General features: G+C 63.4%; 14 protein-coding genes. 9 read left to right on the forward strand and 5 right to left on the reverse strand.

All coding sequences use genetic code 11. From position 1 onward, the window contains the following. The first annotated feature begins 54 nt into the window (after window positions 1-54). From DTW90_RS25160 to DTW90_RS25175, 4 genes are read left to right on the forward strand one after another with little or no spacing between them, the layout of a single operon-like run. Window positions 55-1,416, forward strand: a complete 1,362-nt coding sequence (locus DTW90_RS25160) for an aspartate aminotransferase family protein (RefSeq protein ID WP_149341781.1) — start codon at window positions 55-57, stop codon at window positions 1,414-1,416. After that, a complete protein-coding gene (locus DTW90_RS25165) occupies window positions 1,413-3,275 on the forward strand; it encodes an acetolactate synthase catalytic subunit (RefSeq protein WP_149341783.1) in 1,863 nt (620 codons plus the stop codon). Before DTW90_RS25160 ends, DTW90_RS25165 begins: the two co-directional genes overlap by 4 nt. Then, window positions 3,178-3,957 (forward strand): 3-oxoacyl-ACP reductase FabG, encoded by a 780-nt coding sequence (gene fabG, locus DTW90_RS25170; protein ID WP_149341785.1) that lies wholly within the window; start codon window positions 3,178-3,180, stop codon window positions 3,955-3,957. Before DTW90_RS25165 ends, fabG begins: the two co-directional genes overlap by 98 nt. A 15-nt stretch (window positions 3,958-3,972) precedes the next feature. After that, entirely contained in the window at window positions 3,973-4,650 is a 678-nt protein-coding gene (locus DTW90_RS25175) for a response regulator transcription factor (protein WP_149341787.1), read from the forward strand. Between the two features lie 140 nt (window positions 4,651-4,790). On the opposite strand, the gene DTW90_RS25180 is transcribed toward DTW90_RS25175, so the two are convergent. Together DTW90_RS25180 and DTW90_RS25185 are read right to left on the reverse strand one after the other, a co-directional pair. Continuing rightward, a complete protein-coding gene (locus DTW90_RS25180) occupies window positions 4,791-5,243 on the reverse strand; it encodes a ProQ/FINO family protein (protein WP_149341789.1) in 453 nt (150 codons plus the stop codon). Between the two features lie 190 nt (window positions 5,244-5,433). Further along, entirely contained in the window at window positions 5,434-5,652 is a 219-nt protein-coding gene (locus tag DTW90_RS25185; RefSeq protein WP_149341791.1) for a hypothetical protein, read from the reverse strand. 303 nt (window positions 5,653-5,955) lie between these two features. Here DTW90_RS25185 and DTW90_RS25195 point away from each other — a divergent pair, with 303 nt between their 5' ends. The 3 genes from DTW90_RS25195 to DTW90_RS25205 all read left to right on the forward strand — a co-directional run bounded on the left by DTW90_RS25195 (window position 5,956) and on the right by DTW90_RS25205 (window position 10,491). Beyond that, window positions 5,956-8,115, forward strand: coding sequence for a ParB/RepB/Spo0J family partition protein (locus tag DTW90_RS25195; protein ID WP_149341794.1), 2,160 nt, complete (start codon window positions 5,956-5,958; stop codon window positions 8,113-8,115). A gap of 118 nt (window positions 8,116-8,233) precedes the next feature. Beyond that, complete coding sequence (locus DTW90_RS25200; RefSeq protein WP_149341796.1) at window positions 8,234-9,427, forward strand: DUF932 domain-containing protein; 1,194 nt, start codon at window positions 8,234-8,236, stop codon at window positions 9,425-9,427. Continuing rightward, the gene (locus DTW90_RS25205; RefSeq protein ID WP_149341798.1) at window positions 9,427-10,491 is read left to right on the forward strand and encodes a toprim domain-containing protein; all 1,065 of its coding nucleotides are present in this window, start codon (window positions 9,427-9,429) and stop codon (window positions 10,489-10,491) included. The genes DTW90_RS25200 and DTW90_RS25205 overlap by 1 nt, the downstream gene beginning before the upstream one ends. A gap of 90 nt (window positions 10,492-10,581) precedes the next feature. Here the strand turns inward: DTW90_RS25205 and DTW90_RS25210 are convergent, their stop codons facing one another. After that, window positions 10,582-10,812 carry a hypothetical protein gene (locus tag DTW90_RS25210; protein WP_149341800.1) on the reverse strand — a complete coding sequence of 77 codons (231 nt, stop codon included), beginning with the start codon at window positions 10,810-10,812 and terminating at the stop codon, window positions 10,582-10,584. Here DTW90_RS25210 and DTW90_RS25215 point away from each other — a divergent pair. Next, window positions 10,811-11,752, forward strand: coding sequence for a DUF2493 domain-containing protein (locus tag DTW90_RS25215; protein WP_149341802.1), 942 nt, complete (start codon window positions 10,811-10,813; stop codon window positions 11,750-11,752). The two genes, DTW90_RS25210 and DTW90_RS25215, sit on opposite strands and share 2 nt — an antisense overlap. 387 nt (window positions 11,753-12,139) lie before the next feature. Here the strand turns inward: DTW90_RS25215 and DTW90_RS25220 are convergent, their stop codons facing one another. Beyond that, a complete protein-coding gene (locus DTW90_RS25220) occupies window positions 12,140-12,424 on the reverse strand; it encodes an acylphosphatase (protein ID WP_149341804.1) in 285 nt (94 codons plus the stop codon). A gap of 477 nt (window positions 12,425-12,901) precedes the next feature. On the opposite strand from DTW90_RS25220, the gene DTW90_RS25225 reads away from it, so the two are divergent. After that, a complete protein-coding gene (locus tag DTW90_RS25225) occupies window positions 12,902-13,225 on the forward strand; it encodes a DUF736 family protein (protein WP_132525523.1) in 324 nt (107 codons plus the stop codon). 133 nt (window positions 13,226-13,358) lie between these two features. Here DTW90_RS25225 and DTW90_RS25230 read toward each other — a convergent pair whose 3' ends face one another. Beyond that, window positions 13,359-13,637: an HU family DNA-binding protein gene (locus tag DTW90_RS25230; RefSeq protein ID WP_132525521.1), complete on the reverse strand. Its 279-nt coding sequence runs from the start codon at window positions 13,635-13,637 to the stop codon at window positions 13,359-13,361. Window positions 13,638-13,667 lie beyond the last annotated feature (30 nt).

The raw sequence follows: 13,667 nt of genomic DNA on the forward strand, positions 1-13,667 counted from the left end.
TTTTGTTGTAACAAATATCAACGTTCGGATGCATGGTGCATTCTGGAGGAGACGATGCAACACAGACAGAACACGCCGATGGCGCGGCCCCCTTCGCATTTCCGGTCTAGCCATTTCTACAATCGCGGTCGCAGGGTGTTTCCAGCCGGCGTGACCCGGGTCACCGTCGACCGTGAACCGACACCGCTCTACGTCGCACGCGGGGATGGCGCCCATGTCATCGACGTCGACGGCAACCGCTTTCTCGATCTCAACAACAACTTCACCACCCTCATCCACGGCCACGGCTTCCTGCCGGTCGCAGACGCCGTCGGTGATCTTCTGCACCGCGGCACCTGCTTTTCCAATCCGACCGAACATGAGATCGCGCTTGCGGAACTGCTGATCGAGCGTATTCCGGCACTCGAACACGTGCGCTTTGTCAACAGCGGCACCGAGGCCGTCATGTTCGCCATCAAGGCTGCCAGAGCCTATACCGGCCGGCCCGGCGTCGTGCGCATCGAAGGGGCCTATCACGGCGCCTACGACTGGGCCGAGGCAGGCCAGTCCGGTTCTCCCGTCACCTGGGGTCCCGAATCAAAACCCGTGACGGTCGCCGCCTATCACGGCACGCCATCTTCCGTGATCAGCGACGTGGCCGTCACGCGCTTCAACGACATTGCCGGGCTCACCCGGCTCCTGGACGAGGTCGGACATCGCACGGCGTGCATTCTGATCGACCCGATGCCAAGTCGCGCCGGATTGCTCGCGCCGCGGCCCGATTTCATGGCAGCCGTTCAGTCACTCGCCCGACAACATGGGCTCCTGGTGGTTGCCGACGAGGTCCTCAATCTGCGCCAATCCTATCGGGGAGCATCGGCGCGCTACGGCCTCAATCCGGATCTGATCGCCTGCGGAAAGATCATCGGCGGTGGTTTTCCGGTCGGCGCCATTGGCGGCAGCAGGGATGTCATGACGGTCTTTGCCAATGACAAGGGCCGGCCGCTGCTGCCGCAGGGCGGCACATTTTCGGCCAACCCGGTTTCCATGGTAGCCGGGCGGATCGCCATGGAGGCCATGACCGAGGAGGCGTTCGAGGCACTGGATGCCTTCGGCGAGGCGATCCGCGCAAGCCTCCGGGAGGAGATCGATCGCACCGGCGCACCCTTCAGCGTCACGGGCGCTGCCTCGCTTTTTCGCATTCATCCCAAGAAGACCGAACCCGTCGATTTCCGCAGCGGCTATCCCAACGGCGCCGAGAGCGCGGTCAGCAAGGCGCTCTGCGATCATTTTCTGCAGAATGGCATACTGTTGCCGAACGGCGCGGCTGCCTGCCTGTCGACGGCAATGACCGCATCCGACGCCGATACGATCGTCAACACCTTCGCGACATTTCTCTCCTCTCCCTTCGTGCACGGCCTGGAGGCTGCCCAATGACAACCGCTCTCGAACCCCAGACCGTTGCGGAACGGATCGCGCTGGCGCTGAGACGCCACGGCGTCTCAATGATCTTCGGTCAAAGCCTCCCCTCTGCGGTGATCCTGGCCGCAGAGGCCATCGGAATCCGTCAGATCGCCTATCGGCAGGAGAACATGGGTGGCGTCATGGCCGACGGGTATGCGCGTCGATCCGGCAAGGTCGGCGTCGTCGCCGCCCAGAACGGCCCGGCTGCGACGCTGCTGGTCCCGCCGCTCGCCGAGGCCCTGAAAGCCTCCATTCCGATCGTCGCGTTGGTCCAGGAGGTCGAACGCGATCAGGCCGACCGCAATGCCTTTCAGGAGTTCGACCACCTCACGCTGTTCCAGGCCTGCGCCAAATGGGTCCGCAAGGTCGTCGTCGCCGCGCGCATCGACGACTATGTCGATGCCGCCTTCACCGCGGCGGTTACCGGCCGCCCCGGCCCGGCCGTGCTCCTGCTTCCGGCCGACCTCCTGAGAGAGACCGTCGACTACGCGCCACGGCGGCGATCGGTCAACCTCGGCTCCTGGCCGCTCGATCGTGTCCGCCCGGCGCAAAGCGAGATCGTCCGGGCGGCCGGCGCACTCGCCGCCGCACGTGCCCCTGTCATCCTCGCCGGTGGCGGCATTCATTCGAGCGGCGCGGCCAATGCACTCGCACGGCTGCAGGACGAGGCGTCACTTCCCGTGCTGACCACCAACATGGGAAAGGGGGCGGTTGACGAGCACCATCCCTTGTCGGCCGGCGTCCTCGGTGCCCTGGTCGGTCCGCGCTCGCTCGGTCGCCACACGTTGCCGCTCGTCCAGGAGGCGGACGTTGTGCTTCTCGTCGGCACCAGGACCAACCAGAACGGCACCGACAGCTGGCGGCAGATCGATCCGTCGGCGACCGTCATCCACGTCGACGTCGACCCCGAGGAGATCGGTCGGACCTATGAGGCGGTCAGGCTGGCCGGCGACGCCGCAGAGACGATCGATGCGTTGCGCATGGCGCTGTCCGCACAAGACCTGACGCTTCGGCGAAACGCGCGGCGCGCTCTTGAAACACGGATCGCCGACTGCTGGTCGAAATTCGACGTCGACCGTGCCGAGGTCAGTTGCTCGGACAGCAGCCCGATTCGGCCCGAACGGGTCATGCGGGAACTGCAGCTGCAGCTTTCCAATGACACCACCGTCGTTGCTGACGCCAGCTATTCCTCCATGTGGATCGCGGGCCAGTTGCGCGCGCTTTCACCTGGCATGCGGTTCCTCAGTCCGCGCGGTCTCGCCGGTCTCGGATGGGGATTGCCGCTGGCGATGGGCGCCAAACTTGCCGAACCGGACAAACCAGTCGTCGCCCTCGTCGGTGACGGTGGTTTTGCCCATAGCTGGGCCGAGATCGAGACGATGGTGCGAAGCGATATCCCGCTGCTGATCATACTTCTGAACAATGGGATACTCGGTTTCCAGCGGGATGCCGAAACGGTGAAATTCGGCCGCTACACCAGCGCCTGCCATTTTGTCGACGTCGACCATAGCCTGATGGCCGAGGCCTGCGGCTGCAGGGGCGTGCGGGTTGGTGATCCGAACGACCTGGCGCATCACATCCGCTCCGGTCTGGCAGGCCGATCGCCGCTTCTTCTGGAGGTGATGACCGATCCAGAGGCCCATCCCCCAATATCGTTGTTCGCCGGCATGGACGAGGCATCAAAGGCCAAGCCGGAAGGGCAGACGTTAAAGCGCTTGTCATTGGTAGGGCGACATGAACGAGACGAACGGGCACAGGGTCGTGGTCGTCAGCGGCGGCACGACCGGCATCGGACTGGCGACGGCACAGCGCTTTCTGAAAAGCGGCCATAAAGTTGCCGTCTGCGGGCATAGCCCGGATGCGGTGAAGGCAGCGCAGGAAACCCTCGCTGCCTTCACCGATGCGGATTCGATCCTGGTGGCGCGAACCGACCTCCGAAACGAGGGCGAAGTCGAGGCTTTCTTTGCCGAAGTGACCGAGCACCTCGGCCCCGTTTCGGTCCTCGTCTGCTGTGCTGGCATTTCGCCCAAGGGATCCGACGGTCGCCCGTCCCGGCTTGGGTCGACGGTCAAGAATGAGTGGGACGATGTGCTCTCGGTCAATCTCACAGGCGCCATGCTATGCTGCCGGGCCGTCCTGCCCCAAATGCAGGCCTGCCATTTTGGCCGGATCGTGCTGGTCGGTTCTCTGGCGGGACGCACGCGGCCACGGATCGCCGGTGCCGCCTACGCTGCCTCGAAAGCGGCGCTTGCCGGCCTCTCGCGGATCATCGTTACGCAATATGGCGGCGACGGGATCACGTCGAACGTCATTGCACCTGGTCGTATCCTGACGGCGATGACGGGGCCTGCCGACGGCGCGAGCAATCGCGAGGCACTCGCCCGCATTCCTAGCGGCCGTCTCGGCACCGTCGACGACGTTGCTGCAGCCGTCACCTTTCTCGCCTCCGATGAGGCCGGGTTCATCAACGGCGCGATCCTCGATGTCAATGGTGGGGAATTCACGCCAAGCTGAAAGACGAGGAGTCCCATGGCGAAGACCGTTCTGATCTGCAGCGAAGATCCCGAGCTCTATCTGCTGCTTCGCTACATTCTGGCAACAGAGTGCTTTGTCGCCGTGTTGGCAACGAGCACGGCAGACGCTGAACATGCGCTGCAGGCAGGGGGCATCCTCGCAGCCATCGTCGACGCGGCTGCCTGGATCGGAGACGTCGTTGCCCTGTGTACGCTGGCAAGGTCATTCGGCGTGCAAACCGGCGCGTTGATCGGGCCCGGCACGACCGGCACCTATTTGCGGATGATGAATGCCGGGCTCGACGACGGCATCATGCGTCCCTTGGCGCCCGAACGGCTGTTTGCGTTTCTTCGATCGGCCGAGCGCAATAATGGCGCCACAGGCGTCAAAGACAACGGCTTCGGTTCCGGTCTTTCGGTCTCGCCCGATCTCACCCACGTGGTGGTCGATGGACGCAGCGAATCCGTGTCGCCGACCGAGGCGCGGGTCCTCCTGACCCTGATGAAGAATGACGGCAAGCCGTGTTCCCGCAACGAGATCCTGGCTGCCGTGTGGCCTCATCCTGAGGCGGTCGAGCAACGAACCATAGACGTTTATGTCGGACGTCTTCGCCGGATTCTCGCCCGCTCCGACAACGTCCGGATCAGGACGATCTATGGCCAGGGCTATGCACTTCTCTCGGCGCGGCCATAGCCTTTCGTGCGGGGATGCCGATCCGGCACGATCCGTTGTCAGCCGTACAAATGCCGGATTATGTCAGGAAAAACAGCTATTTACGGTTTTTTAACCATAGTTGCCGCACGCAGCGGGACCGCGCTACGGCCACGGAGATCTCAGCCATCGGAGGGGACGTTGTCGGCGCTGGCCCTTTTCTGCCCCGCTCCGGCGCTGGAACCAGACTGGGTGCCATCCGGTTGCGCACGGGTGCGCTGCAATGTCAGGAACCGCTGCTGTGCGATGAGGCGATCCGCCTCGGCGATCGCCTCGACGCTGTTTCCATCGATATCGTGACGCATGGCATCGGGCTGGGCGCTTGCAAAATAATAGCGCTTGGAATGCACAAAAGCCGCGACCGCGCGACGCAACGTCGTGACCGCAATGTCAGGCTTGAGGAGAAGACGGATCTCGTCAAACAGCCCGACCGCAAAAGGTCTGATCTGATCGCCGGGCACGGTCGGCAAAATGCCGATCGGGCGAACAAGCAATAAGTTGATCGCATTGGCTTTTTCGATGCCAATCTCGTTCGCCGCAATAGGTCCGCGACTGACCGTCCAGGCTTTGGTCATGCTTCGAGCCTCCTGCGATCTCCCCGTAGGCGCGAAATATGAAGCAAAGGTGACAGAGAGCAAGCTTTTCCGGCCCTGATCGTGATCAATCCAACAAAGTCATCGCTCCATCGACATCAACGGGATCACCGCCATCTCAGCCCTGCTCCAGCCGCGTGGGCAATCATCTTGCCAGCGTGCCGCCACAGGTTCAGGCCCTGTGAAAAACCTCGTCCGTCATCAACAGGAGGAAGGTCTCGTCATCGAGCTTGCTGGCGATGTCGCCGTCCTCGGTCATGTAATCATAAACCGGGGCCTTCGCGTTTCCCGTCGTCTTGCCGACCGCCCATTTGCGCTGCTCGATGATCACCAGTGGTCGTCCACTGGCATTCTGACAGCCTATGCGGCGCGTTTCTTCGAAATAGGTCATCCCTGTGCCCTCCAGTGTCGATGACGTCTATGTTGAGCGCCTTTGACGCTTGTCAATTGCGCCAGCCACGGTCGCCCTTGCCGGGTTTTCGAAGCGGCGAAACAAGTTCGCGAAAACAATGGGGAATCCGCTTTTGCGCGCCGAAACAACAACGCCCGGGTCCCGGCCGACGGGCGTGGCGGACCCGGGCGGAGCCTGTCGCGGCGGCCGGGCGTCCTGTCCAGAGGGAGAGGGGGCAGGGGCGGGGTGACGGGTTGGGAGGCTTGGAGAGAGATCCGGCCGGCCCGTCGTGGAGAAACCATCATGGCGCAGAATATGCCGAACATCACACTCAGCAGCGCACGCGACATCCCGTTCAACAAGCTCATCCTTAGCCAGCAAAATGTCCGGCGGATCAAGGCTGGCATCTCCGTCGAGGATCTGGCCGAGGACATTGCCCGTCGCGGCTTGCTCACCAGCCTCACCGTCCGGGCAGAGGTCGACGCCGATGGCAGGGAAACCGGCATGTTCCGCATCCCTGCCGGCGGACGACGCTATCGCGCGCTCGAACGGCTCGTCCTGCAGAAGCGGCTGTCCAAGAACGCCGCTGTCCCCTGCATCGTAAGCACGAGCGAGACGCTCGAAGTCGAGGATTCGCTGGCCGAAAATCTTCAGCGGGCCGACCTGCATCCGCTCGACCAGTATCGCGCCTTTCAGACCATGCGGGAACAGGGGCTCGGCGACGGGGAAATTGCTGCACGGTTCTTCGTTTCGCCGGCGGTGGTGCGCCAGCGCCTCCGGCTGGCCTCGGTCTCGCCGCGCCTGCTCGCGCTCTATGCCGATAACGAGATCAGGCTTGAACAGATCATGGCCTTTTCGATTACCGAGAACCATGACCGCCAGGAAGAGGTCTGGGAGGCGCTGTCGCGCCAGTCGTTTCGCGATCCCTACCATATTCGCAGGTTGCTGACGGAAACCGCGATCCGCGCCAGCGACCGTCGTGCGGTCTATGTCGGCGTCGCGGACTACGAGGCCGCCGGCGGTGTCGTGCTGCGCGACCTGTTCGAACAGGATCAGGGCGGCTGGCTTCAGGATCCGCCGCTGCTCGAGCAACTTGCCATTGCAAAGCTCAATGCCGATGCTGAGCGCATAAGGACGGAGGAGGGGTGGAAATGGGTCGAGGCCGCGTTCGACTTTCCCCATGGCCACGCCCTGGCACTGGGTCGTTTCTATGGCGAGCCGACCGAATGGTCCGAAGTGGAGCTTGCGACCTTCGACCGGTTGAAAGGCGACTATGACGCGCTCGATGCCGAGTATGCCAAAGCCGAAGCCTATAGCGAGGAAACCGAGCGACGGCTCGAGCAGCTCGGCGCGGAGCTCGACCGACTGAACGAACGGCCGATCGTCTTTCCCCAGGCCGACGTCGCCCGTGGGGGCGCCTTCGTTTCGCTTTCAGCCAATGGCGAATTGAAGGTCGAGCGCGGCTTTCTTCTGCCGCAAGACCAGGCGCCCGTCGAGCCGGGCGACAGTGTCTCTATTGATGAAGACCCCGATCAGGACCCCGGCATCGCCGGCGACGCCGCGGTTCGCCCATCGACGGGAGCGCGGAGCGACGAGGATGAGGAAGAAGCGATCCGGCCGCTCTCCGATCGCCTGATCCTCGACCTGACGGCCACCCGCACGGTCGCCATGCGCAACGCCTTGGCGCAGAAGCCGGCAATGGCCTTCACCGCCGTGTTGCATGCCTTCGTCTTGAAGACCTTCTATCCCTACGCCTCGGAAACCTGCCTCGAGTTCAACCTCCAGATCACCAACTTCGCGCAGACGCAAGGCCTTGCCGACACGCCCTGGGCAAGGGACATCGAAGCGCGGCATGCGGCCTGGGGACGGGATCTTCCCAAAGATCCGGGCGGGGTCTTTGGCCATCTCATCGCTCTCGATGAGGCCAGCCAACAGGCGCTTCTTGCCCATTGCGCCTCGCTTTGCCTGAACGCTGCCGTCGAGCCATGGAACAGGCGACCGCGCGCGATCGCCCATGCCGAAGAACTCGCCCTGTCGATCGCATTCGACATGATCAAGGCCGGATGGAAGCCGACGGTGGACAACTATCTCGGACGCGTCACAAAGGCCCAGATCCTGCAATCGGTTCGCGAAGCCAGAGGCGAAGAGGCCGCCCGGCGCATCAGCCACCTGAAGAAGATCGACATGGCAGCGGAAGGCGAACGTCTGCTTCAGGACATCGAATGGCTTCCTGAGCTTCTCCGTGCCGCCAACGCGGTCGCCCCCCTCGCAATCTTCAACCCCGATGCCTCGACCACGGCCGATGAAACCGAGGGTCCCGATCTCGAGCCAATCGAAACCGGGTCGCTCGGAACCGGGTCGCTCGAAACCGGGGAATGCGCCGATCCGGATGACAGCTCCCGCAACGAGACCGGCGAATGGTCCGATGGCGGCGACCATCCTCACAACGAGGCCGCCGAATAGCATTCCACTTTCGTCGCAACGCGCCCGGCATCCGGCCGGGCTCTTTCCCAGAAACGCATCGCGCCCCGGCCCTGCATTGGCAGATCAGCCGGGCGTTCCTGTTTGAGGAGATAACCTGGTGAGCAACACGGATTTTGGTTCAACGCAGACATTAGCCGGCTTCAAGGTCGATATTTCGAGAGGGCAGCGCATTGGTTGGGTTTCGTCGGAATGGTTCCTGCGTCCCGACGACGAACGCTATCTTTCGCTTGGCGAACTCTATTGCGCAGTCAAACGCCGCGCCGATCATGCGCAGGTTAGCACCGTCGAGAGCGCTGCGATCCGTGTCGAGGCGACACGCGACAATGCCGAACGTCTGGAACTGATCGTTCCGGGAAAGGACCGGCCGATCGCACCGACACACTGGAGTTACGGCCAGCTCTGCAGCCTGATTGGCGCTCCCGCCGCCTATCTCCGCCGGCTGCCGGCACCGCTGTCCGCACTCAATCTGCAGCACGGACTGCTTCAGCACCGCGCGGAACTGGTCAAGACGCTGGAGATGGAGGACGGCCGCACCGAGCTGCGCGCCGTCACCGGACCGGACTATGGGCGGATCTGGGACCACGAACTCGTCCTTGCGGTGATGAAGTTCGCCGGCAACGGAACCGGCGACACGATCTGGAAGGTGCCGGGGCTCTTGGATTGGGCGAGCATGACGCACAACCCGTTTGTCGACATCACCAAGGATACGACGACGCTCTATGCCTCGGATCGCGACGTCTTCGTCTTCCTCGTCGACGACACCCATCCGATCGAGGCCGGACGCCTGCCGAACGGCGAACCGGATCTGTTCTTCCGTGGTTTCTACGCCTGGAACAGCGAGGTCGGATCGAAGACGCTCGGGATTGCATCCTTCTATCTTCGGGCCGTCTGCGCCAACCGCAACATCTGGGGCGCGGAGAGTTTCGAGGAGATCAGCATCCGGCATTCGAAGTTTGCCGCCGACCGTTTCGCGCACGAGGCGGCGCCAGCGCTCGCTCGCTTTGCGAACTCCTCTCCGGGCGCGTTCGTTGCAGGCATCAAGGCCGCACGGGAACGGATCGTCGCCCGCAGCGAGGAGGATCGCCACGCCTTTCTCCGCAGGCGAGGATTTTCGAAGGGGGAGACAGCCGGGATCATCGAAACGGTTCTCAGGGAAGAGGGCCGGCCGCCCGAAAGCGTCTTCGACTTCGTCCAGGGCATCACCGCGCTTGCGCGTGACAAATCCAACCAGGACACGCGGCTTGAACTGGAGGGGAAAGCCGGAAAACTTCTCGAAGGCGCGAGCAGATAATGTCGGATCCGATTGATGATCCCGGCTTCGGCCTATCGGCTGAGGAGCTGGCAGATCGCCTGGCGCTGGTCGCCGAGGCGGTCTGTCGCCATTATCTGTCTGCCGGTCGCCGGGCCGGCAACTACTGGATCGTCGGTGACGTCGCCAACAATAGCGGCCGATCGCTCTATATTCGTCTGACCGGCCCGCGGGCGGGCCGATGGACCGATGCGGCGACCGGCCAATATGGCGACCTTCTTGATCTCATCCGCGAGAGCGGCGGGCTGAACGCCTTTCGCGATGTCGCCGCCGAGGCCCGCCACTTTCTCAGGCTTCCCGCGGCCACGAGACCCCTCGATGACACCGGCCGGCCCGTTTGGCGGGACGGCGGGGCCTCGCCGGAGCGCGCCCGCCGTCTGCTTTCGATGACACGGCCAATCGCCGGCACCCTTGCCGAGCGCTATCTGTGTGGTCGTGGCATCGACGGGGCAGCAGACCATGCCGCACTTCGGTTTCATCCGGCCTGTCATTGCCGCGACCTTAAAACAGGTCGTTCGCTCCGTTTTCCTGCACTCGTGGCGGCGGTGACCAATTCCATCGGCGAGGTCACCGCAATCCATCGGACCTTTCTTGATCCGCGGGGCCAGGGAAAGGCCAGGATCGAAGATCCGCGCCGCGCGCTCGGCCATCTGCTCGGCAACGCCGTGCGCTTCCGGTTTCCTCCGGACGGCGATGTCGTCGCTGCGGTCGTGGGCGAAGGGCTCGAGACCGTTCTTTCGCTGTCGCAGGTGGTTTCCGGCATGCCGATGGCGGCCGCACTTTCCGCCGCCCATCTTGCTGCCTTCGTGCCACCTGCCGGATGTCTGCGGCTCTATATCGCCGGGGATGCGGACGCAGCCGGCCGCCGCGCGGTCTCAACGCTGCGCCGGCGCGCAGAGGCGCTCGGCATCAGAACGCAGGTTCTCAATCCGGAACTTGGCGATTTCAACGAGGATCTGCTCCATCTCGGTTCCGATCGATTGCTGGCACACCTGCGCGATCAAATCGCACCGGAAGACGCAGCCGCCTTGCGGCCGGCACAATGACGGGAGCCGTGGGTAGCGTCGGACCGCCTTTCGCAGAAGGCCAGGTCCTGCGGATTCCGATCGGAAGCGGGCGCGCGCCCGCGGGCCTGCTCAGGCGCTACCCTTGGCATGCGAAAGCCGGGCTTTCAGCGGGTCATCCGGGTTTCTTCCCCGTGCCGGCTTTCGCCGGCACTCCTCGCCCAAGCCAAGAAACCCTCCTTCCGCCGCCCGGCGCTGCGCTGGGCCGCGGCGCCAGGCACCGCGGTTCCAACCCGTCTGTGCATGCATCGGTCCGCCGTCAGGCCGCGAGAGGCGCGGCCGTAACCGGATGGAGATCAGCATGAACCTTTCCCTTCCCTTCAAAGACGATATCGAACCCGGTCACGCGCCCTCGCCGACCGGCGAGGTCATCTATGAGATGCAGCTCTTTGGTCATCGTCCTTTTGAGGATGAGCCCGATCAGCGACCGCTTCCGGAGGAGCCTGTCGTCTCCGCCGCGCTCACGGCGATCTTCGACGCGCTGTTTGAGATTTTTGGCGACACGCGGATGGAGCCCGATCTCGAGGGGCTGCTCTGGTCCGTCGTCAACCTTTTCCATCGCGCCGGCGAGCGTGTCCAGCGCGAGCTCGATCGCAACGAGGACGCACAAAGGTCCGGCCAGCGCGAACAGGACGGCTCGGAGGTCAAAAGCGTCGAGCTCGAACGTCGGATCGCCGAAGGGATATCGCTGCTCGAACGGCGCAATGCCTTCGAATTCATGCGGGACTTCGCCGCCGACCTCTTCGAGGCACAATCCGGCTCGGCCTGGCGCCCGCATGCGGGCTCCAGGGTCAATCACGCGCAGATGACTGCGGCGGTGATCGATTCCAGAGACTTTCTTTCGGCCCGCCGGCGGGCCGAGACCGAGGTTCTGATTCCACCCGGCACCAAGATCGCCTTTGCCGGCGGCATGGATTATAACGATCACCTGCGCATCTGGAAGACGCTCGACCAGGTTCATGCCAAGCACCCCGACATGGTCCTTCTCCACGGTGGCGCGCCGAAAGGCGCCGAGCGTATCGCCGCCTGCTGGGCCGACACCCGCAAGGTGACGCAGGTCATCTTCAAGCCGGACTGGGCGAAACACGCCAAGGCCGCTCCCTTCCGTCGCAATGACGCGATGCTGTCGGTCATGCCGGTCGGCTTGATCGTCTTTCCCGGCAACGGCATCACCGGCAATCTTGCCGACAAGGCGCGCCAACTCGGCATTCCAGCCCTGCAGATCAGGGAAGGCGGCGCGTGAGCGCCGCATTCTCAAGCCCGCCGTTTACTCGCCATCCTGTCGAGCGGATAATTCACCTGGTTGACGAGTGATTCGCACATTCCCGGCTGCGCCCAGGCGGCGGACTGCAGTCGGGGTTCGAGGGTGATGAGAATGACGAAATCAATCAAACTCGTCGCAGCGCGGTGACGGGGCGCTTCCATACGGTGCAAACCGTCGAAAGCAAACCCCGAAACCTGATCGCTACGACACAGAGAAAAGCGAGATGACATGACGTCATCGTGCTTTCCGGGCGGTTGTTCTTGGCGGGATGGCCGCCCGGTTCTCAAAAGCTAACCGCCTTATCTTTCGCCAGCCTTAAGGACGGGCAGCGATCGGCACGTCCCCGTTGTCGATCGGCGTTTCGGTTCATTTCGTTATGCGGAAATCCGTCGGCGGTTCGGCAAGCGACGTGTCGTGCTGCTCGACGGAACGGACTATTGCGCCTGGGGGTCCTTTTCGAAACCGTTCCAGGATGTCGGCAACAGACCCGTCCGTGCCGACGACGAGAGCCTGCACGCTGCCGTCGTTTTCGTTTCGAACCCATCCGGTCAGGCCGAGATCCAGCGCCTCCGCTTGCACCCAGGCCCGGTAGCCGACGCCCTGGACCCGGCCCGTGATCTTGACCAGTGCCGCCCTGATGTCCTTTGACATGGTTCCTCCAGCCGGAATTGTTGAAGCATCCCTGGAAAGCTAGCACCCGGATCCCTGCGTGGAAGGCTTGAATCGGGAGTTTCGAAGGCCCGAGTTGTCCGTCAGGCAGTCTGGTTCGGCCTTTCATTGTGGCTCGGCGGCATGGACGGCCGCCCCACGCCGCGCGGACGACATCTAACACCCCGTCTGTTGGCGCTCCTGCGGTCTGCGAAACGGCCCATTGTGAACCCGGGACAGGAATGGCCTCCGGGCCGAGGCCGATTTGCGGCCAGGTCACATGGGTGGGCAACGCGAGGTCTCGATGCGGTCCCGCTTGGAGACCATTCCCTTGTTTCTGTCGCCTGTCTAAGGCACCGGCCGTCATCTGCGTCAACCCGCAAGGGGTTTCCCGGCGCTTATGCGCCGGTGACGCCTGCGGCGCGGCGCCTTCTTCGGGCGCCATCGGGAATGGTCCCGATCAACCGAAGGAGACGTCACATGGCCACCACGATCGCAACCCTGACGCAGAAGAACGACGGCAGTCTCGAAGGCATCTTTGCCACGATCCGGGTCAACGCCCCGATCGCCATCATCCCGAATACCAACAAGGCAAGCGAAGAGGCTCCCGACTACCGCATCATCCACAAGAAGACCGGCTTCGAGATCGGTGCCGGCTGGAACCGTATCGCCCGGCAGACCGGCGAGGAATATCTCTCGGTCAAACTCGAAGCGCCGGAGATCGGCGTCATTTTCGGGAACCTGGCGCCGGCGCCAGGCGGCGAACCCAACCGCAAGGTGATCCTCTGGAACAACCCTGCCTGAAAACCGATGGCCGGCCCGATAAGGGCCGGCCATCCAGCATGCAAGTCTTGTCCTGTAAGTCCTGTCCTTGCAGGTCTTGACCCGCGCGTTTTGCGCTGCGGTGTCTGGGACGCCTGCCTGCGGCGACCGCGGCTTACTTGTTCATTGTATCCTTCAGCGCCTTTGCCGGCGTAAAAGTGAGCTTCCTGGCGGCTGCGACCTTGATCATGGCGCCAGTCCCCGGATTGCGGGCTTCCCGCTCCGGCGTTTCCTTGACCTTGAACTTGCCGAAGCCCGGGATCGATGTCTCGGCGCCGGCGGTGGCGGCTGCCGTAACGGCTGCAAAGACAGCTTCGACGATCGCCTTGCCCTGAACCTTGGTCAGCCCGTGGTCGGCGGCGATCTTGTCTGCGATTTCATTGGTGGTGGTCATGATGTCTCCCCGTGGAATGCCAGGAATCCT

This window comes from Neorhizobium sp. P12A, assembly GCF_008365395.1.
Lineage (GTDB): Bacteria > Pseudomonadota > Alphaproteobacteria > Rhizobiales > Rhizobiaceae > Rhizobium.

Coding starts and splice junctions, on each gene's coding strand:
- DTW90_RS25160 (WP_149341781.1), top strand. CDS start 55: ATGCAACACAGACAGAACACGCCGATGGCGCGGCCCCCTTCGCATTTC.
- DTW90_RS25165 (WP_149341783.1), top strand. CDS start 1,413: ATGACAACCGCTCTCGAACCCCAGACCGTTGCGGAACGGATCGCGCTG.
- fabG (WP_149341785.1), top strand. CDS start 3,178: ATGAACGAGACGAACGGGCACAGGGTCGTGGTCGTCAGCGGCGGCACG.
- DTW90_RS25175 (WP_149341787.1), top strand. CDS start 3,973: ATGGCGAAGACCGTTCTGATCTGCAGCGAAGATCCCGAGCTCTATCTG.
- DTW90_RS25180 (WP_149341789.1), bottom strand. CDS start 5,243: ATGACCAAAGCCTGGACGGTCAGTCGCGGACCTATTGCGGCGAACGAG.
- DTW90_RS25185 (WP_149341791.1), bottom strand. CDS start 5,652: ATGACCTATTTCGAAGAAACGCGCCGCATAGGCTGTCAGAATGCCAGT.
- DTW90_RS25195 (WP_149341794.1), top strand. CDS start 5,956: ATGGCGCAGAATATGCCGAACATCACACTCAGCAGCGCACGCGACATC.
- DTW90_RS25205 (WP_149341798.1), top strand. CDS start 9,427: ATGTCGGATCCGATTGATGATCCCGGCTTCGGCCTATCGGCTGAGGAG.
- DTW90_RS25215 (WP_149341802.1), top strand. CDS start 10,811: ATGAACCTTTCCCTTCCCTTCAAAGACGATATCGAACCCGGTCACGCG.
- DTW90_RS25210 (WP_149341800.1), bottom strand. CDS start 10,812: ATGCTGATCTCCATCCGGTTACGGCCGCGCCTCTCGCGGCCTGACGGC.
- DTW90_RS25220 (WP_149341804.1), bottom strand. CDS start 12,424: ATGTCAAAGGACATCAGGGCGGCACTGGTCAAGATCACGGGCCGGGTC.
- DTW90_RS25225 (WP_132525523.1), top strand. CDS start 12,902: ATGGCCACCACGATCGCAACCCTGACGCAGAAGAACGACGGCAGTCTC.
- DTW90_RS25230 (WP_132525521.1), bottom strand. CDS start 13,637: ATGACCACCACCAATGAAATCGCAGACAAGATCGCCGCCGACCACGGG.